Annotated in this window: 22 protein-coding genes; 7 read left to right on the plus strand and 15 right to left on the minus strand. The window is 69.2% G+C overall.

Translation table 11 applies throughout. The features are described 5' to 3' along the window. Nucleotides 1–31: 31 nt before the first annotated feature. Entirely contained in the window at nt 32–1495 is a 1464-nt protein-coding gene (locus BST38_RS21660; RefSeq protein WP_083145537.1) for a glycine hydroxymethyltransferase, read from the minus strand. 17 nt (nt 1496–1512) lie between these two features. Next, the gene (locus tag BST38_RS21665; protein WP_083145538.1) at nt 1513–2709 is read right to left on the minus strand and encodes a DUF885 domain-containing protein; all 1197 of its coding nucleotides are present in this window, start codon (nt 2707–2709) and stop codon (nt 1513–1515) included. Between the two features lie 43 nt (nt 2710–2752). Between BST38_RS21665 and coaA the strand changes: the two genes are divergently transcribed. Then, complete coding sequence (gene coaA / locus BST38_RS21670) at nt 2753–3691, plus strand: type I pantothenate kinase (protein WP_083145539.1); 939 nt, start codon at nt 2753–2755, stop codon at nt 3689–3691. Nucleotides 3692–3693: 2 nt separating this feature from the next. On the opposite strand, the gene BST38_RS21675 is transcribed toward coaA, so the two are convergent. The 4 genes from BST38_RS21675 to BST38_RS21690 all read right to left on the minus strand — a co-directional run bounded on the left by BST38_RS21675 (nt 3694) and on the right by BST38_RS21690 (nt 6822). Continuing rightward, entirely contained in the window at nt 3694–4095 is a 402-nt protein-coding gene (locus tag BST38_RS21675; protein WP_083145540.1) for a hypothetical protein, read from the minus strand. Between the two features lie 86 nt (nt 4096–4181). Further along, entirely contained in the window at nt 4182–4598 is a 417-nt protein-coding gene (locus BST38_RS21680; protein WP_083145541.1) for a hypothetical protein, read from the minus strand. Between the two features lie 69 nt (nt 4599–4667). Beyond that, nucleotides 4668–6017: a hypothetical protein gene (locus BST38_RS21685; protein ID WP_083145542.1), complete on the minus strand. Its 1350-nt coding sequence runs from the start codon at nt 6015–6017 to the stop codon at nt 4668–4670. A 13-nt stretch (nt 6018–6030) separates the two neighbouring features. Further along, nucleotides 6031–6822, minus strand: coding sequence for a (2Z,6E)-farnesyl diphosphate synthase (locus BST38_RS21690; RefSeq protein WP_083145543.1), 792 nt, complete (start codon nt 6820–6822; stop codon nt 6031–6033). Between the two features lie 56 nt (nt 6823–6878). On the opposite strand from BST38_RS21690, the gene trhA reads away from it, so the two are divergent. Continuing rightward, nucleotides 6879–7616: a PAQR family membrane homeostasis protein TrhA gene (gene trhA, locus BST38_RS21695; RefSeq protein WP_083145578.1), complete on the plus strand. Its 738-nt coding sequence runs from the start codon at nt 6879–6881 to the stop codon at nt 7614–7616. Here trhA and BST38_RS21700 read toward each other — a convergent pair. Genes BST38_RS21700 through mca form a run of 4 tightly spaced genes read right to left on the minus strand, consistent with a single transcriptional unit; the run spans nt 7613 to nt 11127 of the window. Continuing rightward, the gene (locus BST38_RS21700; RefSeq protein WP_083145544.1) at nt 7613–7981 is read right to left on the minus strand and encodes a nuclear transport factor 2 family protein; all 369 of its coding nucleotides are present in this window, start codon (nt 7979–7981) and stop codon (nt 7613–7615) included. The genes trhA and BST38_RS21700 overlap by 4 nt on opposite strands. Before the next feature lie 11 nt (nt 7982–7992). Further along, nucleotides 7993–10017 carry a thioredoxin domain-containing protein gene (locus BST38_RS21705; RefSeq protein ID WP_083145545.1) on the minus strand — a complete coding sequence of 675 codons (2025 nt, stop codon included), beginning with the start codon at nt 10015–10017 and terminating at the stop codon, nt 7993–7995. Next, nucleotides 10001–10258: a hypothetical protein gene (locus BST38_RS21710; protein WP_083145546.1), complete on the minus strand. Its 258-nt coding sequence runs from the start codon at nt 10256–10258 to the stop codon at nt 10001–10003. Before BST38_RS21710 ends, BST38_RS21705 begins: the two co-directional genes overlap by 17 nt. Next, nucleotides 10255–11127: a mycothiol conjugate amidase Mca gene (mca, locus tag BST38_RS21715; protein WP_083145547.1), complete on the minus strand. Its 873-nt coding sequence runs from the start codon at nt 11125–11127 to the stop codon at nt 10255–10257. The genes BST38_RS21710 and mca overlap by 4 nt, the downstream gene beginning before the upstream one ends. Nucleotides 11128–11244: 117 nt before the next feature. Here mca and BST38_RS21720 point away from each other — a divergent pair, with 117 nt between their 5' ends. The 3 genes from BST38_RS21720 (at nt 11245) to BST38_RS21730 (ending at nt 13119) form a co-directional block, all read left to right on the plus strand. Further along, nucleotides 11245–11667: a DUF4307 domain-containing protein gene (locus tag BST38_RS21720; protein ID WP_181792071.1), complete on the plus strand. Its 423-nt coding sequence runs from the start codon at nt 11245–11247 to the stop codon at nt 11665–11667. Nucleotides 11668–11914: 247 nt separating this feature from the next. Next, a complete protein-coding gene (gene greA, locus BST38_RS21725) occupies nt 11915–12409 on the plus strand; it encodes a transcription elongation factor GreA (protein WP_083145549.1) in 495 nt (164 codons plus the stop codon). Between the two features lie 11 nt (nt 12410–12420). Next, on the plus strand, nt 12421–13119 hold the full coding sequence (locus BST38_RS21730) for a GOLPH3/VPS74 family protein (RefSeq protein ID WP_083145550.1): 699 nt from the start codon (nt 12421–12423) through the stop codon (nt 13117–13119). Nucleotides 13120–13135: 16 nt separating this feature from the next. Here the strand turns inward: BST38_RS21730 and BST38_RS21735 are convergent, their stop codons facing one another. The 5 genes from BST38_RS21735 to BST38_RS21755 all read right to left on the minus strand — a co-directional run bounded on the left by BST38_RS21735 (nt 13136) and on the right by BST38_RS21755 (nt 18397). Then, nucleotides 13136–14308, minus strand: coding sequence for a cystathionine gamma-synthase (locus BST38_RS21735; protein ID WP_083145551.1), 1173 nt, complete (start codon nt 14306–14308; stop codon nt 13136–13138). Nucleotides 14309–14317: 9 nt separating this feature from the next. Next, nucleotides 14318–14815 (minus strand): Rv1078 family RDD domain-containing protein, encoded by a 498-nt coding sequence (locus tag BST38_RS21740; RefSeq protein ID WP_083145552.1) that lies wholly within the window; start codon nt 14813–14815, stop codon nt 14318–14320. Nucleotides 14816–14819: 4 nt separating this feature from the next. After that, nucleotides 14820–15800, minus strand: a complete 981-nt coding sequence (locus BST38_RS21745; RefSeq protein ID WP_083145579.1) for a hypothetical protein — start codon at nt 15798–15800, stop codon at nt 14820–14822. A gap of 102 nt (nt 15801–15902) precedes the next feature. Then, entirely contained in the window at nt 15903–17297 is a 1395-nt protein-coding gene (locus BST38_RS21750) for a cystathionine beta-synthase (RefSeq protein WP_083145553.1), read from the minus strand. Between the two features lie 29 nt (nt 17298–17326). Next, nucleotides 17327–18397, minus strand: a complete 1071-nt coding sequence (locus BST38_RS21755; protein WP_083145554.1) for an alpha/beta hydrolase — start codon at nt 18395–18397, stop codon at nt 17327–17329. A gap of 168 nt (nt 18398–18565) precedes the next feature. On the opposite strand from BST38_RS21755, the gene BST38_RS21760 reads away from it, so the two are divergent. After that, nucleotides 18566–19555, plus strand: coding sequence for an SGNH/GDSL hydrolase family protein (locus BST38_RS21760; protein ID WP_110781841.1), 990 nt, complete (start codon nt 18566–18568; stop codon nt 19553–19555). A 49-nt stretch (nt 19556–19604) separates the two neighbouring features. Continuing rightward, nucleotides 19605–20822 carry an acetyl-CoA C-acetyltransferase gene (locus BST38_RS21765; protein WP_083145556.1) on the plus strand — a complete coding sequence of 406 codons (1218 nt, stop codon included), beginning with the start codon at nt 19605–19607 and terminating at the stop codon, nt 20820–20822. Nucleotides 20823–20846: the final 24 nt, after the last annotated feature.

Genomic DNA, 20846 nt, shown 5'->3' on the forward strand with positions numbered 1-20846 from the left:
TAAAATTACCGGCCCCGACACTCCGGGGCTGTCAGAGAGTCAGACCGGGGTACAGCGGATTGGCGTCCAGCAGCTCGGATGCGGCGGCGTGCACGCGCTCGGCGACCCCGTCGGCGATCGTGTACTTGGCCTTCGACGGGCCGTTCGGGCCGGCGGCGGGCTGGGTGTTGCTGAGCACCTCGACGACCAGTTCCGCGACGCGGTCGAACTCGTCGGTGCCGAAGCCACGCGTGGTCAGCGCCGGGGAACCGAATCGGATCCCGCTGGTGTACCAGGCGCCGTTCGGGTCGGCCGGGATCGCGTTGCGGTTGGTGACGATGCCCGAATCCAGCAGCGCCGACTCGGCCTGGCGGCCGGTCAGACCGAACGAGGTCACGTCGAGCAGCACCAGATGGTTGTCGGTGCCGCCGGTGACGAGCGCGGCATCGCGCTTGACGAATCCGTCGGCCAGCGCCTGGGCGTTGTCGGCGACCGCCTGGGCGTACTCGCGGAACGCGGGTTGACGCGCCTCGGCCAGCGCGACGGCCTTGGCGGCCATCACGTGCGACAGCGGTCCGCCCAGCACCATCGGGCAGCCCTTGTCGACGGCGGGTGCGAATTCCTCGGTGGCCAGCACCAGACCGCCGCGCGGCCCGCGCAGCGACTTGTGCGTCGTCGTGGTGGTGACGTGGGCGTGCGGCACCGGGTCCTCGTCACCGGTGAACACCTTGCCCGCGACCAGGCCGGCGAAGTGCGCCATGTCGACCATCAGCGTCGCACCGACCTCGTCGGCGATCTCGCGCATCTTGGCGAAGTTGACCCGGCGCGGATACGCCGAGTAGCCGGCGACCAGCACCAGCGGCTTGAACTCGCGGGCGGCCGCGGCGACGGCGTCGTAGTCGATGAAGCCGGTCGTGGGATCGGTCCCGTACTGGCGCTGGTGGAACATCTTGCCGGAGATGTTGGGCCGGAACCCGTGGGTCAGGTGGCCGCCGGTGTCCAGCGACATCCCGAGCAGCCGCTGGTTGCCGAGCTTGGCGCGCAGCTTCTCCCAGTCGGCCTCGGACAGGTCGTTGACGTGCTTGGCGCCCATCTCCGCCAGACCGGGGGCCTCGACCCTGGTGGCCAGGATGGCCCAGTACGCGACCAGGTTGGCGTCGATGCCGGAGTGCGGCTGGGCGTAGGCGTAGGGCGCCCCAAACAGCTCGCGGGCGTGTTCGGCGGCCAGCGCCTCGACGGTGTCGACGTTCTGGCAGGCGGCGTAGAACCGGTGCCCGACGGTGCCCTCGGCGTACTTGTCGGAGAACCAGGTGCCCATGGTCAGCAGCACCGCCGGCGAGGCGTAGTTCTCGCTGGCGATCAGCTTCAGCGAATCCCGTTGGTCGGCAAGCTCTTTACGTGTCGCGTCGGCGACTCGCGGCTCGACGGACTCGATCACCCGCAGCGCGGCCCGATAGGCCTCGCTCGCGGTGGCGGCGTACTCGGCGCCCTGACCTGAGGCGGACGTGGAAGTCATGGTGGTGAGCCTATCGGTCAGGCGGCCCGCAACGACGACGGGATCAGCGGCTCGTCGAGCAGCGTGCCGAACCGTTCGGTCAGCGTGACCCCGTCGGGCCGGGCGTCCAGCCAGCCGCGCAGCAGCCGGTACCCCTCCACATAGGTGCTCGTGTAGGCCCGCCACAGGGGCGAGGACAGGAACCGCAGCATCTGGCGGGCCCGCTCGTCGTTGACCAGCAGCCATTGCTTCAGGAACGCGACGACGTCGTCGACGTCGCGGTGTTCGTCGTGCAGCATCAGCGCGGCGTCCTGGCGGACGTCTGCCAGCGCGGCCGTCGCCTCCGAGATCGTCGCCGCGCGCTCACCGTCGAACCGCAGCCCGAGGTCGGCGTAGATGTCGGAAGCCCAACCGCCCCAATCCGGCCCGACCGCGGCGTAGAGCGCGAGATCGGCCAGCCCCTCGGCCATCAGGCACTGCGGGGTGTTGACCAGGAAGATCGTCTGCTCGGCCTGACCCTTGCCCTCGACCAGGCCGGCCTCTTTGCGGCAGTGCTCGGTGTGGTGGCCCGGATAGGACTCGTGGGCCACCAGCCGGGGCAGGTTCGACATCTGCTGCTTGAGGTCGGCGTTGACCGCGACGGTCGACTGGTAGTCGCCCTTGTAGTAGTTGAACCCCGACCACGGCTTGTCGGTCACGACCTCGTAGGTGATGGTCTCGCGGGGCGGCAGCGGGAAGGTCGCGCGCACCCGGTCGCGCAGCGCGCTGGAGAACGCGTGGATGGCCTCTTCGAGGCGCTCCGGCGGGATCTCCTCGGAAGCGCGGTAGGCCTGGATCCGCTCGGCCAGCGGGCCGGTGCCTCCCAAGGCGTCGTCGAGCTTGGCGTGGGCCTCCCGGTAGCGGTCCGGATCGCCCTTGCCGATGCGGACGTCGAAGTACGCCTCGACCTCGTCGACGAACCCGACCTCCTCACCGGCGAATTTGCGGCCCGCGCAGGCCAGGGCACGCAGGTGCGCGCCGACGAACGCGGCGCGCGGCTCCGCCAGCCCGGCGGGCAGTTCGGCGAGCAGCCGCTCGGCCTGGCGGACCAGATCGGCAGGATCGGGCTGGGGTTCGGAGGCCACGATCTGCCGCAGCGCCGGGTCGCCGGTGAACGAGTCGACATAGCCTTCCTCGACCCTGTCGAAGCGCAGCCCGAGCATCAGGTATTCGCGGATCAGCCGGCTTGAATCCATACCTAGGTCCATGTCTGCATACGCTAACTGCAAGACTGTGCGCATGGCGCGGCTGAGCGAACCCAGCCCCTACGTGGAGTTCGACCGGACTCAGTGGCGGGCACTGCGCATGTCGACACCGCTGAAGCTGACCGAGGACGAGCTTGTCCGGCTGCGGGGTCTCGGCGAGAAGATCGACCTTCTCGAGGTCGAAGAGGTCTATCTGCCGCTGGCCCGGTTGATCCATCTTCAGGTCGCGGCCCGTCAGGCCCTGTTCGCGACGACCGCACACTTCCTGGGCGAACCGCAGCAGAACCCGGACCGCCCGGTGCCGTTCGTGATCGGCGTCGCGGGCAGTGTCGCGGTGGGCAAGTCGACCACCGCGCGCGTGCTGCAGGCGCTGCTTGCGCGCTGGGAACACCACCCCCGCGTCGACCTGGTCACCACCGACGGCTTCCTGCACCCGAACGCCGAGTTGGCCCGGCGGAACCTGATGCACCGCAAGGGTTTCCCGGAGAGCTACGACCGCAGGAAACTGATGAGGTTCGTCACCGCGGTGAAGTCGGGATCCGACGTCGCCTGCGCGCCGGTGTACTCACATCTGCTCTACGACATCGTGCCGGGTGAGAAGCAGATCATCGAGCACCCCGACATCCTGATCCTGGAGGGCCTCAACGTCCTGCAGACCGGTCCGGCGCTGATGGTGTCGGACCTGTTCGACTTCTCGGTCTACGTCGACGCGCGTATCGAGGACATCGAGAACTGGTACATCTCGCGGTTCCTGTCGATGCGCGAAGGCGCGTTCGCCGATCCGGCGTCGCACTTCCACCACTACTCCACGCTGACCGACGAGGCGGCCGTGTTCGCCGCCCGCGACATCTGGCATTCGATCAACCGGCCCAACCTGATCGAGAACATCCTGCCGACGAGGCCGCGGGCGACGCTGGTGTTGCGCAAGGACTCCGATCACTCGATCAACCGGCTGCGCCTGCGCAAGCTCTGACCCTAGAGTCGCCGCAAACCGACGTACTGCACGGTGCCGATCGCCGCGGTGTAGAGCGCGATGGCGAGCAGCAGGCCGACACCCCAGCCGGTCAGTGGCCAGATCCCGGCGACCTCGGCGCCGACGAAGCCGACGGTGAACAGCGCGTTCGCGGTGATGGTCGCGATCGCGCCCGGACGGACGCGGTCCAGCCCGGCGAGCCGGTACACCACCACGCCGTAGACCAGGGAGAAGACGCCGACGCCGTACTGGACCGCGACCGGGATTCCGGTCAGCGACGACAGCCAGCCGGCCGCCGCGACGAACGGAATCCCGGTGATGCCGACGAGCACCGCGTCCAGGCGCATCGCGAATCGGAGCAGTCCGCTGCGGTTGTCGGTGGCGGGAAGTGTGGTTGTGGTCATCGAACATTCCTTTGTTGAAGGGTTTCCTGGGCGCCGGTACCGGAGTCGACGCCACGACCTCGTGTGGCGGCGACTCCGGACCGGGGTCATGTGGGGATGCGGCGCACCCCGAGGTACTGCAGCCAGGCGAAGCCCACCGTGACGACGGTGAACGCGACGGTCACCGCGACACCGAACGCGGTCAGCGGCAGCAGGCCCGCGGCCAGCACGACAGCGACTCCGATGCTGAACAGGACGCTGCCCGCCAGGACCGTGACGCCGGCACGGCGGATGTCGGGCACCCGGGCCAGGCTGTAGAGGGCCACGCCGTAGGCGACCAGAGCGGCGCCGGCGATCCACTCGGCGGTCGCGGTCAGCCCGGTCAGCCGCGACAACGGGTCGGCGGCCATCGCGACGAAGAGCCCGACGCCGCCGCACACGGTCGCGTCGGCGCGCATCGCGAACCGCAGCAGCTGCGTATCCGACTGCGGGGCCCGGGGGTGGCGGGTGGTGACGGCGGTCATGTCACCTACGGTGCGCACCGCGCACTGCCAGGTCTGCCCCTGACGCTGCCAGGTACTGCCAGCCGCAGGTCAGCGCGCTGTGACGAGGTTGCTCCGGAGGTCGGTGGCGATCACCCGGGCGGCCGCGTTCTGCCAGTTGTGCAGGGAACGCTGCGGCACCTCGGTGACGAGCCACTGCCAGGCCCGGCGTGCGACCGGGTCCAGACCGGCCGGTGTCGCGTTCTGGGCGTAGGCCCGCACCCCGGCGACGTACGGGAAGTACAGGGAGTTGTAGTGCCGCCACTGCTCGGTGGTGCCGAAATCGGCGCCGTCGCGCGGTTTGAGGTTCGCGATGCGCTCGGCGAGCAGCGCCCGCAGCTCGTTGGCCCGCTCCAGAGGCTGGTCCGGCGCGCCGCGCCGCTCGAGCCGCTCGTCGATCGTCGGCAGTGCCGTCAGCGGGCTGGCGACGAGCTTGGACAGATCCCCGAAATGCCCGAGTGCGCGACGGGTGACCCGGACGAACGTCTCCTCGTCCATGTCGTCGAGCGGATTGGCCGACCGCCGCGGCAGCGCCGCCTCCGTGCCGCGCAGCGCGGCCCGGTCCGCGCGCAGGCCCGGCGATTGCGAGAACACCACCCGGTCCAGCAGTCCGGCCAGTGGGTCGGCCAGCACGTTGATCGCGATCGCGACGGCGAGCGTGGTGAACACCAGCACCACGAGGGTGGGGCTCTCCCCCGCGGCCGCCAGCGCGACGAGCAGTTGTGCGCCGAACAGCACCGCGACCACGGTGGTGCCGACGAACGAGCGCAGCATGTCGCGGCGCAGCGCGTGGCCCTCGTCGAACGCGTCGCCGATCGCGACCGCGACCCCGAGCAGCGCGACGTCGAATCCGGTGGACGCCAACGCCAGCCAGCTCGGCACCAGGCCCAGCGGGATCACCAGGATCGCGTTGCCGAGCGCGAAGAACAGCGTCGCGATCACGACGAAACCGACGACCGGGCGGGGCTGCGCGCGCCGCAGGACCGCGTGCACCATCGCCCCGAGCGCGGGCACCGACACCGCGGCGAACAGCACCCAGTGGCCCAGTCTCAGTGGGCCCTCGACTCCACCCGCCATCCACGCGCCGAGGAACGCGACACCGGCCACCACGCCGACCAGACCGGCCTCACCGGCGCGGCTGCGCCACGAGTCACGGGGCTGCGAGAGTTCGAGCAGCACCGCGAACCACGCGATCCCGGGCACCGCGACCAGATAGATCTCAACCTGACTGAGGGTGGCCGAACCGGTCGTGACCCGCACCGCGTCCAGCGCGACCACCAGCGCGAAACCGGTCAGCCCGACCGCGGCACACACCAGCACGGCTTTGCGCGGATCACGCGCGAGCAGATACAGCCCTAGCCACCAGCTCAGTGCGAACACGACCGCGGACAGGGCAACCATGGCCGGCGCTCTCTTACCGGCCGTACCGTCGGTGCCGGGCGCTGTAGTCGCGCAGCGCGCGCAGGAAGTCGACGCGGCGGAACTCCGGCCAGTACGCCTCGGTGAACCACATCTCCGAATATGCGCTCTGCCACAACAGGAATCCGGACAGCCGCTGCTCACCCGAGGTGCGGATCACCAGGTCCGGATCGGGCTGGCCGGAGGTGTACAGGTTCTCCGAGATCGCCTCGGCGGTGACGGATTCGACGAGCTGCTCACCGGTGGCGCCGTTGGCCAGCTCCTTGCTCAGCAGCGCGCGCACCGCGTCGACGATCTCCTGACGCCCGCCGTAGCCGACGGCGACGTTGACGTGGAATTTCCCGCCGTTGCCGTCGGTGGAGGACACCGCGTCGCGCAGCCGCCTGGCCGGTTCCTGGCCGAGCAGTTCCAGGTCGCCGACGGTGCGGACGCTCCACTGCTTGGCCGGCGCGCAGATCTCCTCGACGACCTCGGTGATGATCTCGATCAGCGCGGCCAGCTCGTCGGCATCGCGCTGCAGGTTCTCGGTCGACAGCAGATACACCGTCGCCATCTCGATGCCGGCGTCCTGGCACCAGCGCAACATCTCGGCGATCTTGCGGGCACCGGCCCGGTAGCCGTAGGCGACGTCGTCGTGACCTGTCTCACGGGCCCATCGGCGGTTGCCGTCACACAGAACGGCAATATGCCTGGGTAGCTCTGATCGCTTGAGCGACAACCCCTGACGCAGCCGCAGCTCGTAGAGCCGGTACATCGGCTCCTTGAGGCGCCGCGGAATGAGGTCCACGATAGTCCAGACTACTGTGGCGCACAGTTGCCCCAATGCCACTCACCGGAGATGAGATGCCGACTTCTCTTGAACCGTGGTACACCGCTGAGCCGGATCGAGAACCCGAGGACTTCCCCGAAGCCGTCGCCGAGGGCGTCGCGCAGTTCTTCGGTAAACCCCGGCTGCGCGGCTGGATCCACGTCTATTCCGCCGTCATCGCGGTCATCTGCGGAGCCGCGCTGGTGGCGGTGTCCTGGTCGCTGCAATCGACCCGCGCCGGGATCGCCACGCTGATCTACACACTGACGATCGTGGCGATGTTCACCGTCAGCGGCACCTATCACCGGGTCAACTGGAAGTCGGTGACCGCGCGTAAATGGATGAAACGCGCCGACCACTCGATGATCTTCCTGTTCATCGCCGGCAGCTACACGCCGTTCGCGCTGCTGGCGCTGCCCGAGAACGACGGCTGGGTGCTGTTGTGGATCGTGTGGTGCGGCGCGCTGGCCGGGGTCGCACTCAAGATGCTGTGGCCTTCGTCACCACGCTGGCTCGGGGTGCCGCTATACATCCTGCTGGGCTGGGTCGCGGTGTGGTTCATCGGCCCGATCATGCAGGGCGCGGGGGTGGCCGCGGTGGTGCTGCTGATCGTCGGCGGCGTGCTGTACAGCATCGGCGGCGTCCTCTACGCCCTGAAATGGCCGAACCCGTGGCCGGCGACGTTCGGCCACCACGAGTTCTTCCACGCGTGCACCGCCGTCGCGGCCATCTGCCACTACATCGCGATGTGGTTCGCCGTGTTCTCCGGCTAGAGCTGGGTCAGGTTCTGCGGGCCCCAGTAGGCCTTCATCGACGTGATCAGGCCGTCGGCGTTGAAGGTCATGATCTCGATCGGCTCGATGCGCATCGCGCCGCCCACCGTGATCGCGAACAGGAACGCGGCCTCGTGGCCGCCGGCCCGGAACGTCAACAGTTCGGTCTTCACCTCGGCGCCCGAGATGTTGTTGTAGAAGCCCGCGATGGCCTTCCGGCCGATGTGCACCTCGCCGCCACCGACCGGGTCCTCCAGCGTGGCGTCCTCGGCGTAGAGCGCGGCGACCTCGTCGGCGCTGCCGCTGACGACCGTGTCGAGATAGCGCTGGACAAAACCTTGCAGGACATCGGGCTCGAAGCTCATGACCGGCCACGCTACACGGAGGGGCCCATTGCGGTCGCAAGTTCCTCGACGGTCGTGACCGGAAGGTCACACACCCGTCCCCGGCACACGTAGGCGGCGTCGGCATCGCGCACCCGGGGCCGGTCCCGGAGCAGCGCAGAGGAATCCGTCGCACCGCCGATCACCACCGCGCCGCCGGGCGCCAGGGCGCGGGCCGCGGCCAGCAGTGCGGAGTCCGGACTCTCGCAGGCCACGGCGATCTGGATCGGCCCGCGCACCGCCGCCTCGGCGACCGCAAGCCAATGCCCGGCCGCACGCGGGGAACGCGCCAACAGCACCGCCGCACTCGACAGCGTCGCCTCCGCCGCCGAGGCGTAGCGCGGTGCGGCGTCCTCGTCAGTGAGATGAGCTGCCAGCTGCAGGGATTCGGCGATCAGCGAGGCACCCGACGGGGTGGCGCCGTCCACCGGGTCCGACGGCCGCAGCAGCAGCTGCTCGGCGTCGTCGGCGACGTCGTACCAGCGGCCGGGCTCATCCGGCTCGGCGAAGTGGCGCACCGCGAGGTCGAGCAGCGCGGTGGACGCATCGAGCCAATGCCGGTCTCCCATGGCCTGATACAGCGTCAGGAGTCCGGTGGCCAGTGCGGCATGGTCCTCCAGGATCGCCACGGCGTCCCCGACCACCCCGCCGAGACTGGAGCGCCGCAGCCGGCCGTCGACGACGTGCAGGTCCAGCAGCCGGCGCGCGCATTCGGCTGCGGCGTCGAGATAAGCCGGTCGGCCCAGCGCGAAAGCCGCCTCGGTGAGCGCGGTGATCGCCAGGCCGTTCCACGCGGTGACCACCTTGTCGTCACGCGCGGGCTGGGGACGCTCGCGCCGTGCGGCGAGCAGCGCGGCGCGGATCCGCTCGAACCGGTCGGCGTCCCCTGGGTCGCGGCGCAGCTGCAGCACCGATGCCCCGTGTTCGAACGTCCCATCGGCGGTGACCCCGAAAACTGTTGCCGCCCATTGTGCGTCGTCGGGCCCGAGCGCGGCGGCGAGGTCGTCGGGCGACCACACATAGGTGAGCCCCTCGACCCCGGCGGAGTCGGCGTCCAGCGACGAGACGAACATTCCGTCGCGGCGCAGCTCGTCGAGCAGGAACCGGGCCGTCTCGTCGGCGATCCGGCGCGGCAGCGGATCGCCGGTGCGCCGCGCCCAGTGCGCGTAGAACCGCAGCAGCAGCGCGTTGTCGTACAGCATCTTCTCGAAATGCGGTACCACCCAGGAAGAGTCGACGCTGTAGCGGGCGAACCCGCCCGCAAGCTGGTCGTAGATCCCGCCGCGGGCCATCGCGGTCCCGGTCCGTGCCGCCGCGGCCAGCGAGGCCGGCGAGCCGGTGCGCTCGTGATGGCGCAGCAGCGCCTCCAGCAGTGCCGACGGTGGGAACTTCGGGGCGCCGGACGGGGTGTTCGCGAAGCCGCCGCGCTCGGTGTCCTCGTCCATCAGCACCGCGGTCACCGCGTCGTCACACAGGCCGGGGTGCACGGGGGCGCCGCCACCGGGCAAACCTGCTGCCATAGCCCGTAATTCACCCGCGACGTGGTCGGAGGTCTCCTCCACCTCGGCGCGGCGGGTGCGCCACGTATCGGCGACCGCGGCCATCAGTTGAAGGAACGTGCCCTTCGGGTAATAGGTGCCGCAGAAGAACGGCCTGCCGTCCGGGGTCAGGAAACACGTCATCGGCCAGCCGCCCTGGCCGGTCATCGCGACGGTCGCGTTCATGTAGACCGCGTCCAGATCGGGGCGCTCCTCGCGATCGACCTTGATACACACGAAGTTTCGGTTCGCGACGACGGCGACCTCGGCGTCGTCGAACGATTCGTGGGCCATCACATGGCACCAGTGGCAGGCCGCATACCCGATCGACAGCAGGATCGGCACGTCGCGGCGGGCCGCCTCGGCGAGCGCGTCGGGCGTCCACTGCTGCCAGTGCACCGGGTTGTGCGCGTGCTGCCTCAGATACGGACTCGTCGCGTCCGCAAGGCGATTGGCCGAACCGTCAGCCGTTGGACTCACGTTTCGTTCCGTCGGCCGGGTCCTCGGTCGAGGGGTCGGTGTCTGCGTCCGCGTCGGCGCCGAAGGACTTCGGCAGCTTGCGCAGGTGCCGGTTCATCGACCACACCAGCCCGAAGACGGCCACCAGCAGCAGCACCACGATGATCAGCCCGACCGGGCTGGCCTTGCCGAAGTCGGGGCCGGTCTGGCGGGGTTCCTCCTGGGCGAGCAGCTCCATGCCCAGCAACATCAGATCACTCACGTATGTCCTTCGATCCCGGCGAACAGGTCGGTCTCGGGGAGCACCACCGGCACCCGGGACCTGGCCAGCTCGAACTCCTCGGTCGGCCACAGCCGCTGTTGCCACTCCATCGGAGTGGTGAAGAAAAAGCTCTTGGGGTCGATCTGGGTCGCGTGCGCCAGCAGCGCCTCATCGCGCTGCGCGAAATACTTCGAGCACTCGATCCGGGTCGTGACCCGCTTGTCGAGGACGTCGTCATCGGGATCCCACTTCTCCAGCCATTTGGCGAAGGGGCCCTCCTCGCCGTGCTTGGCGAACTCGTCCTGCAGCACCTGCATGCGCTGCCGCAGGAACCCGTGGTTGTAGTACAGCTTCAGCACGTTCCAGGGCTCGCCGGCGTCCGGGTACAGCAGATGGTCTCCGGCGGCCTCGTACGCGGCGACGGACACCTGGTGGCACCTGATGTGGTCCGGGTGCGGATAGCCGCCGTTCTCGTCGTAGGTCGTCATCACATGCGGTTTGAACTCCCGGATCACCCGCACCAGCGCCTCGGTGGGCCGCTCCAGCGGCTCGAGTGCGAAGCACCCGTCCGGCAGCGGCGGCAGCGGGTCACCCTCGGGCAGCCCCGAGTCGACGAAGCCCAGCCAGCGGTGCTCGACACCGAGAATCTCGGCGGCGCGGGCCATCTCGTCGATCCGGATCTCGTGGATCCGCCCGTGCACCTCCGGCAGATCCATCGCCGGGTTGAGGATGTCCCCGCGTTCGCCGCCGGTCAGCGTCACGACCATCACGCGCACGCCCTCGTCGACGTAACGCGCCATCGTCGCGGCACCCTTGCTGGACTCGTCGTCGGGGTGCGCGTGTACGGCCATCAACCGGAGTTCGCTCAACCTGGTCCTTCTCAGCTGTTCGCTCGCGTGGGGACTCACGCTTGGGTTCAACAACGCGCGTGGTCCTATAGTTCCAGGTCTAGTAGACCCATCCGACCGACGGGCATGCAAAACGAGATGATCGAGCGTCCCACCACCCGCTATGGCGGAAAACAGCTACCGCGGCGCACCCGCCGATGGATCGTCGTCGGTCTCTTCGCGCTGGTCATCGTCGCCGGCATCGTGATCGCCACGGTCGCGTTCAGCCGCTTCGGCACCGGCGACGTCAAAGGCGAGATGGCCGGATACCGGCTGGTGGACCCGCACACCGTCGATGTGACGATCAGCGTGACCCGTGACGACCCGGCGCGCCCTGTGGTCTGCATCGTGCGCGCCCGCAGCAAGGACGGCGACGAGACCGGGCGCCGCGAGGTGCTCGTCGGACCGTCGACCGAGAAGACGGTGCAGGTCACGGCCACGGTCAAGTCGAGCAGGCCCGCCGTCATGGGCGATATCTACGGGTGCGGCATCGACGTGCCGTCGTACCTGGTCAACCCCTGATAGGCGGGTATCCGTCGGAGATCGGCCTGCGAAATTCCGGATTCCCGGTATCGCGCCGGTGGTATGGTTGGCGGATACACGGTTCCTGCTGGGGCCGTGTATTGCTGCATTTTGGAGCTCAGAACCGAAGCTCGACTGCGGCAGTACACGTTCGACAGCCCCGCCCGTGGCGAAACCTCCACAACGCGACATCTGCACATCTTCACAAAAGCGACACAGCGCCAATCAACCAAGACAGGAGCGCGACATGACTGACACCCAGGTCACCTGGCTCACCGAGGAGTCCTACGACCGGTTGAAGGCCGAGCTCGATCAGCTGATCGCCAACCGCCCCGTCATCGCCGCCGAGATCAACGACCGCCGCGAAGAGGGCGATCTGCGCGAGAACGGCGGCTACCACGCCGCCCGCGAGCAGCAGGGCCAGGAAGAGGCGCGCATCCGCCAGCTGCAGGAGCTGCTGAACAACGCCAAGGTCGGCGAGGCGCCCAAGCAGTCCGGCGTCGCGCTGCCCGGCTCGGTCGTCAAGGTCTACTACGACGACGACGAGAACGACACCGAGACGTTCCTGATCGGCACCCGCGAGCAGGGCGTCAGCGACGGCAAGATCGAGGTCTACTCGCCGAACTCGCCGCTCGGCGGTGCGCTGATCGACGCGAAGGTCGGCGAGTCCCGTACCTACACCGTGCCCAGCGGAAACACCGTCAAGGTCACCCTCGTCAGCGCGGAGCCCTGGCACGGCTGACCGAGCCCTTCATGGCCCGGATCGCAGAGGACTTGTTCCTGCTGCTGCTGGACAACGCGACCGCGCAACCGGGACTCGATTCCCCGCGCCGGGAGCATGTGCTCGCCGCGGCGTCGCTGCTGGATCTCGCGCTCGGCTGTCGGGTCCGCCCGGCGGTCGACGGCGAAGCCGTCCCGGCCGGCCGGGGTGGCGAAGCCGTCCCTGCCGGCCGGCTCCTGGTGCTGGCCGCGCCCGGACCGGTCGACCCGCTCGACGCACCGGCCCTGGCGCTACTGCAGAGCCGGCCGCTGAGTCCGCGGACGGCGATCAAGAAGCTGTCCACCGACATCCAGAAGCGGCTGACCGACCATCTGGTGCAGACCGGTCAGATCCGCCGCACCGTGCAGTCGTCGCGGCTGTTCAGCAAGACTTACGCGTACCCGCTGACCAGCCGCGATCGTGTCGGCCCGGCCCGCACGGCGGTGATGGCCGCGTTGTTCGACCGCACCCCGCCCGCGCCGCCGACGGCGGCGATCATCACCGTGCTGCATGCGGTCGACGGGCTCGGCGCGTTGCTCAGCCTCAACGACCGCGGCTGGCGCTGGGTGCATGCCCGCGCGGGTGAGATCGCCGCGGGCAGTTGGGTCGACGAGTCGCCGACGGGGGTGCCCGAGGTCAACCTGGCGGTCACCGCGGCAGCGGTCCGGCAAGCGCTCGCGCAGCTGACCTGACCCCAGGTCAGAAACGCTAGGCGAGCGCCTGCTCGACATCGCCGAGCAGATCCGCGACGTCCTCGATGCCGACCGACAGCCGCACCAGGTCGTCGGGGACCTCCAGCTGCGAGCCGGCGGTCGACGCGTGCGTCATCGCACCCGGGTACTCGATCAGCGACTCCACCCCGCCCAGCGACTCGGCGAGGATGAAGATCTCGGTGCGCGCACAGAAATCGCGCGCGGCCTGCGGCCCGCCGCGCAACCGCACGGAGACCATCCCGCCGAAACCGCTCATCTGCCGGGCCGCCACGTCGTGGTTCGGGTGCGACGGCAGCCCCGGGTAGAGCACCGTGCCGACGGCGGGGTGCCCGTCCAGGAACTCGGCGATCGCCGCGGCGTTCTCGCTGTGCCGCTGCATCCGCAGCGGCAGCGTCTTGAGGCCGCGGATGGTCAGGTACGCGTCGAAGGGGCCCGGTACCGCACCCGCGCCGTTCTGCAGGAACGCGAACTTCTCGTCGAGCGCCTCGTCGTTGGTCAGCAGCGCTCCCCCGACGACGTCGGAGTGCCCGCCGATGTACTTCGTGGTCGAGTGCAGCACGATGTCCGCGCCGAGCGACAGCGGCTGCTGCAGCGCGGGTGAGGCGAACGTGTTGTCCACCAACACTTTTGCGTTCTTGGCCGCGCCGATCTCGGCGATCGCCGCGATGTCGGCGATCGACAGCAGCGGGTTGGTCGGCGTCTCGATCCAGATCAGCTTGGTGCGGTCACTGACGGCGGCGCGCACGTGGTCGAGGTCCGACAGCGCGACCGCGGTGTAGCTGATGCCCCACAGGCTGAACACCTTGTCGATGAGCCGGAACGTGCCGCCGTAGGCGTCGTCGGGGATCACCAGGTGGTCGCCGGGGCGCAGCACCGCGCGGAGCACGCAGTCGGTGGCCGCCATGCCGGAACTGAACGCCCGGCCGTAGGACGCACCCTCCATCGCCGCGAGCGCACCCTCGAGCACCGACCGCGTCGGGTTACCGGTGCGGGCGTATTCGAACCCGCCCCGCAGCCCGCCGACACCGTCCTGGGCGAAGGTCGAACTCGCATAGATCGGCGGGTTGACCACCCCGGTCGCCGGGTCGGGCCGGTAACCGGCGTGAATGGCCTTGGTGGCCGGCCCGTAGGCCCGGTAATGGTCGACCGCGCTCGTCTGCTCACCCATGCCGCCAGGCTAGCCGGGAGCCCGCCCTCGCCGGTCGAGGGGCACACAGACGGTGCCCATCAGCTTGTCGGCCAGCGTCTGGCGCTTGGCGTCCCACAGCGGGAACAGGAAGCCGATCCCGCAGATCGCCGCGTCCACCACATGGACCAGCTGACGCAGCAGCGAGGAGCCGGATCCGATTGGCCGCCAGGTGTTCTCGGCGACCACCCGGATCCGCGCCACCGACTTGCCGAGGCTCGCGCCCGTGCGGCCCTGCCGGTAGCCGAAATTCCATCCCAGATAGCCGACGCTGAACGCGAACGTCAGCGCGGCCAGCATCCCGCTCTGCGGTGCGTTGACCGCGGTACAGGACACCCCGCCGTGTTCGTAGGTGACGCAGTCGGTCACCGCGGCGCGGATGGCCGCGCCCTCCCACATCCCCCAGGCGACGAGCAGCGGCAGCGCGTCGAGCACCGCCGCCGCGGCCCGCCGCAGCCAGGACGCGTAGGCGTCTCTACGGGGTGGCAGAGGCTTACGGGGTAGCGGGAGCCACGGGTCCGCCGGTCAGCGACCGGTAGGCGTAGACGAGGTACAGCACCGCCAGTGGGACGGTCACGATCAGGCCGATGTAGCAGAGGAACGAGCCGACCGAGATCAGCACGTTGAAGATCAGCCAGGTCAGGAACACCTGCAGGAAGTTCGCCTTGGTGACCGCGATGCTGGCTTTGATGCCGTCGATCGCCGACAGGTTGCGGTCCACGATGAACACCGTGGTGAACAGCGCGAAGATCGACACGATCAGGCCCGGGATCACACACAGCAGCGATCCGATCGAGGTCGCCACACCGACGATCAGCGATGCGACGACGACCGCGCCGATGTTGCGCGGCCTGAAGAACGACCCGAACTCGACCTTCTGCCCATTGGCGATGTCGAGCACACCGGCCAGGTACGCCGCCGAAATCGCCCCTGCCACAACGAACAGCACGATCAGGCCGAGGAACAGGATGATCGTGGCGGCGGGGCCGAGATCCAGCGACATCCCGGAGCCGTCGGCTCCCGAGTACGACGTGTAGTCGGCCGGGAACATGCTGGTCAGGCCGAAGATGATCGCGCCGAGCACACCGATGATCAACGCGTAGACGATCGTCGGGATGATCAGCGGCCCGGCGTTCTTGCTGAATTTGTTGAACGCCCATCCGAAGCCGGCGCCGACGTCCACCGACGGACGGGTCGGCTGCGGCGGAAAGCCCTGTCCCGGCGGGGGATAGCCGCCGTAGCCGGGCGGCGGGGCCGGGTATCCGGGAGGAGGCGGCGGCGGATAGCCGCCCCCGGGAGGAGGCGGCGGCGGGTAACCACCCCCGGGCGGTGGCGGCGGGTAGCCACCGGTCGGAGGAGGCGGATACGCGCCACCAGCGCCGGGAGGCGGGAAACCACCACCAGGTGGGGGCGGCGGCGGGTAACCCTCGGGCGGAGGAGGCGGGTAGCCGCCGGGCGGTGGGTTCTCGGTCATCGACATCTCCCTAGAGTTCGCTCTCCGAGCCGGTAACAAGCGTGCACCCTACCGGAGGCAGAGCTCGGAGCAGCGGCTTCGCCGCGGATGCCGGGCGCCGTGTCAGTGCCGCGGCGACTCGTCGGACAGGTACCCGAGCAGGTCGTGGCGAGTCAGCACGCCGGCCGGCTTGCCCTCTTCGACGACCATCACCGCGTCGCATTCGCGCAGCATCTTCGCCGCGGCGCTGACCGGTTCGCCTGCGCCGATGAGCGGCAGCGGCGGGCTCATGTGCTTGGCGACGGCATCGTTGAGCTTGGCGCGGCCCTCGAACACCGCGGAGACCAGATCGCGCTCGGACACACTGCCCGCGACCTCGCCTGCCATCACCGGCGGCTCGGCGCCGACGACCGGCATCTGCGACACGCCGTACTCACGCAGGATCCCGATGGCGTCGCGGACCGTCTCCGACGGGTGGGTGTGTACGAGCGCGGGCAGCGCCCCGGACTTCGCGCGCAGCACGTCACCGACGGTGGACTCCGCGACCGAGCCGTCCAGCCGGGTGCGCAGGAAGCCGTAGGAGGACATCCAGCCGTCGTTGAAGATCTTCGACAGGTAGCCGCGCCCGCCGTCGGGCAGCAGGACCACGACGACGGCGTCGGGGCCCTCGCGTTCGGCGACCCGCACGGCGCCGACCACGGCCATCCCGCACGATCCGCCGACCAGCAGCGCCTCCTCGCGGGCGAGCCGCCGCGTCATGTCGAACGAGTCGGCGTCGGACACCGCGATGATCTCGTCGGGCACCGTCGGGTCGTAGGCCGACGGCCAGAAGTCCTCGCCGACCCCCTCGACCAGGTACGGGCGTCCGGTGCCGCCGGAGTAGACCGATCCCTCCGGGTCGACGCCGACGACCTTGACCTTCCCGCCGGACACCTCCTTGAGGTAGCGGCCGGCGCCCGTGATCGTCCCGCCGGTGCCGACCCCGGCGACGAAGTGGGTGATCTTGCCGTCGGTGTCGGCCCAGATCTCGGGTCCGGTGGTCTCGTAGTGGCTCTCCGGGCCCATCGGGTTGGAGTACTGATCGGGTTTCCACGCGCCGTCGATCTCCTCGACCAGCCGGTTCGAGACGCTGTAGTAGCTGGCCGGGTCGTCCGGGGCGACCGCCGTCGGGCACACCACGACCTCGGCGCCGTAGGCCCGCAGAACGTTCTGCTTGTCCTCGCTGACCTTGTCGGGGCACACGAAGATGCACTTGTAGCCCCGCTGCTGCGCGACGATCGCGAGGCCGACACCGGTGTTGCCGGACGTCGGCTCGACGATGGTGCCGCCCGGTTTGAGCGCGCCGCTGGCTTCGGCCGCGTCGATCATCTTGATCGCGATGCGGTCCTTGGAGCTGCCGCCCGGGTTGAGGTATTCGATCTTGGCGGCGACCAGGCCGGCGCCCGGCGGGACCACCGAGTTCAGCTGAACCAGTGGGGTGTTGCCGATGAGCTCACTGACGTGCCTGGCGATCCGCATGTGTCCATGGTGTCAGGCCCGCGGATCGACTACCAGGTGGCCTCTCGGATGTACTCGCCGATCTGTTTGATAGAGCGCGTCGCTTCCGGGACCGCGGGCGAGCCGAGCTGGAAGACATGCATCTGACCAGGCCAGATCCGCACCTCGACGGGTACGCCCGACTCGGCGAGCAGGCGCGCGGCCTTGCGTGCGTCGCTCAGCAGCACCTCGGAGCCCGACACGTGGATCAGCGTGCGCGGCAGGCCGGGCTCGATGTGGTCGAGCGGTTCGTAGACCTGCTCGGCGACGCCGTCGACGATGCGGCGGGACGCGGCGTCCTCGATCAGCTCGACCAGGGCGTGGAACGCCTTCGGCGGGAACATCGCGTCGGTGCGGGCGTTGGGGTGCTCGGCGCGGGCCTCGTTGTCGATCTCGAACAGCGGCGACATCGTCACGACCGCGGCCGGGGTCTCCCCGACGAAACCGTTGATGCCCTCGGCCTGCAGGCGTTCGGCGAGCGCGAGTGCGAGGTAGCCGCCCGCGGAGTCGCCGGCAAGCACGATCTGCTCCGGTTCGTAGCCCGTCTCGCGCAGCCACTTGTACGCGTCGTAGCAGTCGTCGAGTGCGGTGCCGACCGAGTGCTTCGGGATCATCCGGTAGTTGACCACCAGCGCGGGCGCGTCGGCGAACTTCGACAGCGCCGTGACCAGGCGGCCGTGGGTGTTGACGCCGCACGTCAGGAACGCCCCGCCGTGCAGGTAGAGGATCACGCCGCGGTTGCCGTCGGCGGGCAGCACGCCCGCGGCGCGCACGAGCTGCGCGGTGCAGTGCGGCAGTTTGATGGTGGCCCGGACGGTGCCCGGCGCGGGCTTGAGCACCCGGGCGGCGAAGTCGAGCACACCCCACGGCCATGGAAGCTTCGGCGCATAGCTGCCAACGCTCAGGAAGGGTTTTATGGTGGCCATCGCGGCCAGATTCAGGATGCGTCCGGCGACGCTGGGGCCGTCCTCGACCACCTCGACCGGAGCCCCGTCCGATACCGGGAATCGACGGTTCTTACGCGTCCTAGCTGCGCTGATCGCAGCATGAGGAGTCGCTGGAACCTTGCTAGGCGCCGTCATTGCCACCACTTCCTACGCCGATGTAGAGCCGGGATAAGCCGAGTTATTCAGACAACCTCGTAACTTAGCTTGCCACGTGTAACCACTATCACAATTCATTAAACGTTTTTGGTACCGGAGTTGATACCGCACTGTGATCGCGGATTTGCGGTGCGGCCCCGTTCGACTATGCGAACCGGCACTAAACTCGCCGGTGTGGGGATACCGCGCCGCCGGTCCACGGTCGCACTCGCGGCCGCAGCCACCGTTGCCTCCACGGGCACGGTGTACGTCGGGGCGCGCAATCTGCTGACCGGTCAGGCCGACCAGGCGCGTCGCACCATCCCGAAATCGTGGGACATCCCGCCGCGCGCCGACGGCGTCTACTCCCCCGGCGGCGGACCGGTCGAACGCTGGCACCGCGGGGTGCCGTTCGACCTGCACCTGATGATCTTCGGGGACTCGACGGCCACCGGATACGGCTGCGTCGACGCCGACGAGGTGCCGGGAGTCCTGTTGGCCCGCGGCCTCGCCGAGGAGTCGGGCCGGCGAATCCGGTTGAGCACCAAGGCCATCGTCGGCGCGACGTCGAAGGGCCTGTCCGGACAGATCGACGCGATGTACGTCGCGGGGCCCCCGCCGGACGCCGCGGTGATCATGATCGGCGCCAACGACATCACCAAACCCAACGGCATCGGCCCGTCGGCGCGTCGGCTCGGGCAGGCCGTGCGCCGTCTGCGCGGCAGCGAGGCCGTCGTCGTGGTCGGCACCTGCCCGGACTTCGGGGTGATCACCGCGATCCCGCAACCGCTGCGCTGGGTCACGCGCAACCGGGGACTGCGGCTTGCGAGGGCCCAGGCCGCGGCGGTGCGAGCCGCCGGCGGCGTACCCGTGCCGTTCTCGGACCTTCTCGCGCCGGAGTTCTACAAGAAGCCCGAGCTGCTGTTCTCACCGGACATGTTCCATCCGTCGGCGGCCGGGTACGAACTCGCCGCCAAGCAGTTGCTACCCGCGCTGTGCAATGCGTTGGGCGAGTTCGTGACCGGCGTCCCCGCCGAGGCGGCGCTGGAATCCAGGACCGGCGACGACGGTTCGCTGTTTTCGCGGCTGGGCAGCCTGAGCCGGTTGTGGCGGCGTTCCACCGGGGTGCCCGCGCCGATCGTGGTCACCGCGAGTTAGGTTTGCGGGAACACGTTCTACCTGTTTCGAACCGTGAGGAGCCCGTTTCATGCCCGAAGCCGTCATCGTCGCCACCGCACGCTCACCGATCGGCCGGGCCAACAAGGGCTCCCTGGTCTCCATGCGCCCCGACGACCTCGCCGCCCAGATGGTGCGTGCGGTGTTGGACAAGGTGCCCTCGCTGGACCCGCGCGACATCGACGACCTGATGATGGGTTGTGCGCAGCCGGCCGGTGAGGCCGGCTACAACATCGCCCGTGCCGTCGCCGTCGAGCTCGGCTACGACTTCCTGCCCGGCACCACGGTGAACCGGTACTGCTCGTCGTCGCTGCAGACCACGCGGATGGCGTTCCACGCGATCAAGGCCGGCGAGGGCGACGCGTTCATCTCCGCCGGTGTCGAGACCGTGTCGCGGTTCGGCAAGGGTGCCGCCGACGGCGCACCGGACTCGAAGAACCCGGTCTTCGCCGAGGCGCAGGAGCGTTCCGCCAAGGCCGCTGAGGGTGCCGACGAGTGGCACGATCCGCGCGAGGACGGCCTGCTGCCCGACGTGTACATCGCGATGGGCCAGACCGCCGAGAACGTCGCGGCGTTCACCGGCATCAGCCGCGAGGACCAGGACCACTGGGGCGTGCGTTCGCAGAACCGGGCCGAGGAGGCCATCAACAGCGGGTTCTTCGAGCGCGAGATCGTGCCGGTGACGCTGCCCGACGGCACGGTGGTGTCCAAGGACGACGGCCCCCGCGCCGGAACCAGCTACGACAAGATCAGCCAGCTCAAGCCGGTGTTCCGGCCCAACGGCACGATCACCGCGGGCAACGCGTGCCCGCTCAACGACGGCGCCGCCGCGGTCGTGATCATGAGCGACACCAAGGCCAAGGAACTGGGCCTGACCCCGCTGGCGCGCATCGTGTCCACGGGTGTGTCGGGGCTGTCGCCGGAGATCATGGGCCTCGGCCCGATCGAGGCCGTCAAGAAGGCGCTGGCCAACGCGAAGATGAGCATCTCCGACATCGACCTCTACGAGATCAACGAGGCGTTCGCGGTGCAGGTGCTCGGTTCGGCGCGCGAACTCGGCATGGACGAGGACAAGCTCAACGTCTCCGGTGGCGCGATCGCGCTCGGGCACCCGTTCGGCATGACCGGCGCCCGGATCACCGCGACGCTGCTGAACAACCTCACGACCTACGACAAGACGTTCGGAATCGAGACGATGTGCGTCGGCGGCGGTCAGGGCATGGCGATGGTGGTGGAGCGGCTCTCCTGAGCCCGGCCGGGTCCTAGACTTCTG

The organism is Mycolicibacterium parafortuitum (assembly GCF_002086815.1).
Lineage (GTDB): Bacteria > Actinomycetota > Actinomycetes > Mycobacteriales > Mycobacteriaceae > Mycobacterium > Mycobacterium parafortuitum.

What these genes read in the sequence shown, in the direction of transcription:
- BST38_RS21660 (WP_083145537.1), bottom strand. Translation starts at nt 1,495, where the DNA reads ATGACTTCCACGTCCGCCTCAGGTCAGGGCGCCGAGTACGCCGCCACC.
- BST38_RS21665 (WP_083145538.1), bottom strand. Translation starts at nt 2,709, where the DNA reads ATGGATTCAAGCCGGCTGATCCGCGAATACCTGATGCTCGGGCTGCGC.
- coaA (WP_083145539.1), top strand. Translation starts at nt 2,753, where the DNA reads ATGGCGCGGCTGAGCGAACCCAGCCCCTACGTGGAGTTCGACCGGACT.
- BST38_RS21675 (WP_083145540.1), bottom strand. Translation starts at nt 4,095, where the DNA reads ATGACCACAACCACACTTCCCGCCACCGACAACCGCAGCGGACTGCTC.
- BST38_RS21680 (WP_083145541.1), bottom strand. Translation starts at nt 4,598, where the DNA reads ATGACCGCCGTCACCACCCGCCACCCCCGGGCCCCGCAGTCGGATACG.
- BST38_RS21685 (WP_083145542.1), bottom strand. Translation starts at nt 6,017, where the DNA reads ATGGTTGCCCTGTCCGCGGTCGTGTTCGCACTGAGCTGGTGGCTAGGG.
- trhA (WP_083145578.1), top strand. Translation starts at nt 6,879, where the DNA reads ATGCCGACTTCTCTTGAACCGTGGTACACCGCTGAGCCGGATCGAGAA.
- BST38_RS21700 (WP_083145544.1), bottom strand. Translation starts at nt 7,981, where the DNA reads ATGAGCTTCGAGCCCGATGTCCTGCAAGGTTTTGTCCAGCGCTATCTC.
- BST38_RS21720 (WP_181792071.1), top strand. Translation starts at nt 11,245, where the DNA reads ATGATCGAGCGTCCCACCACCCGCTATGGCGGAAAACAGCTACCGCGG.
- greA (WP_083145549.1), top strand. Translation starts at nt 11,915, where the DNA reads ATGACTGACACCCAGGTCACCTGGCTCACCGAGGAGTCCTACGACCGG.
- BST38_RS21730 (WP_083145550.1), top strand. Translation starts at nt 12,421, where the DNA reads ATGGCCCGGATCGCAGAGGACTTGTTCCTGCTGCTGCTGGACAACGCG.
- BST38_RS21735 (WP_083145551.1), bottom strand. Translation starts at nt 14,308, where the DNA reads ATGGGTGAGCAGACGAGCGCGGTCGACCATTACCGGGCCTACGGGCCG.
- BST38_RS21745 (WP_083145579.1), bottom strand. Translation starts at nt 15,800, where the DNA reads ATGACCGAGAACCCACCGCCCGGCGGCTACCCGCCTCCTCCGCCCGAG.
- BST38_RS21750 (WP_083145553.1), bottom strand. Translation starts at nt 17,297, where the DNA reads ATGCGGATCGCCAGGCACGTCAGTGAGCTCATCGGCAACACCCCACTG.
- BST38_RS21755 (WP_083145554.1), bottom strand. Translation starts at nt 18,397, where the DNA reads ATGACGGCGCCTAGCAAGGTTCCAGCGACTCCTCATGCTGCGATCAGC.
- BST38_RS21760 (WP_110781841.1), top strand. Translation starts at nt 18,566, where the DNA reads ATGCGAACCGGCACTAAACTCGCCGGTGTGGGGATACCGCGCCGCCGG.
- BST38_RS21765 (WP_083145556.1), top strand. Translation starts at nt 19,605, where the DNA reads ATGCCCGAAGCCGTCATCGTCGCCACCGCACGCTCACCGATCGGCCGG.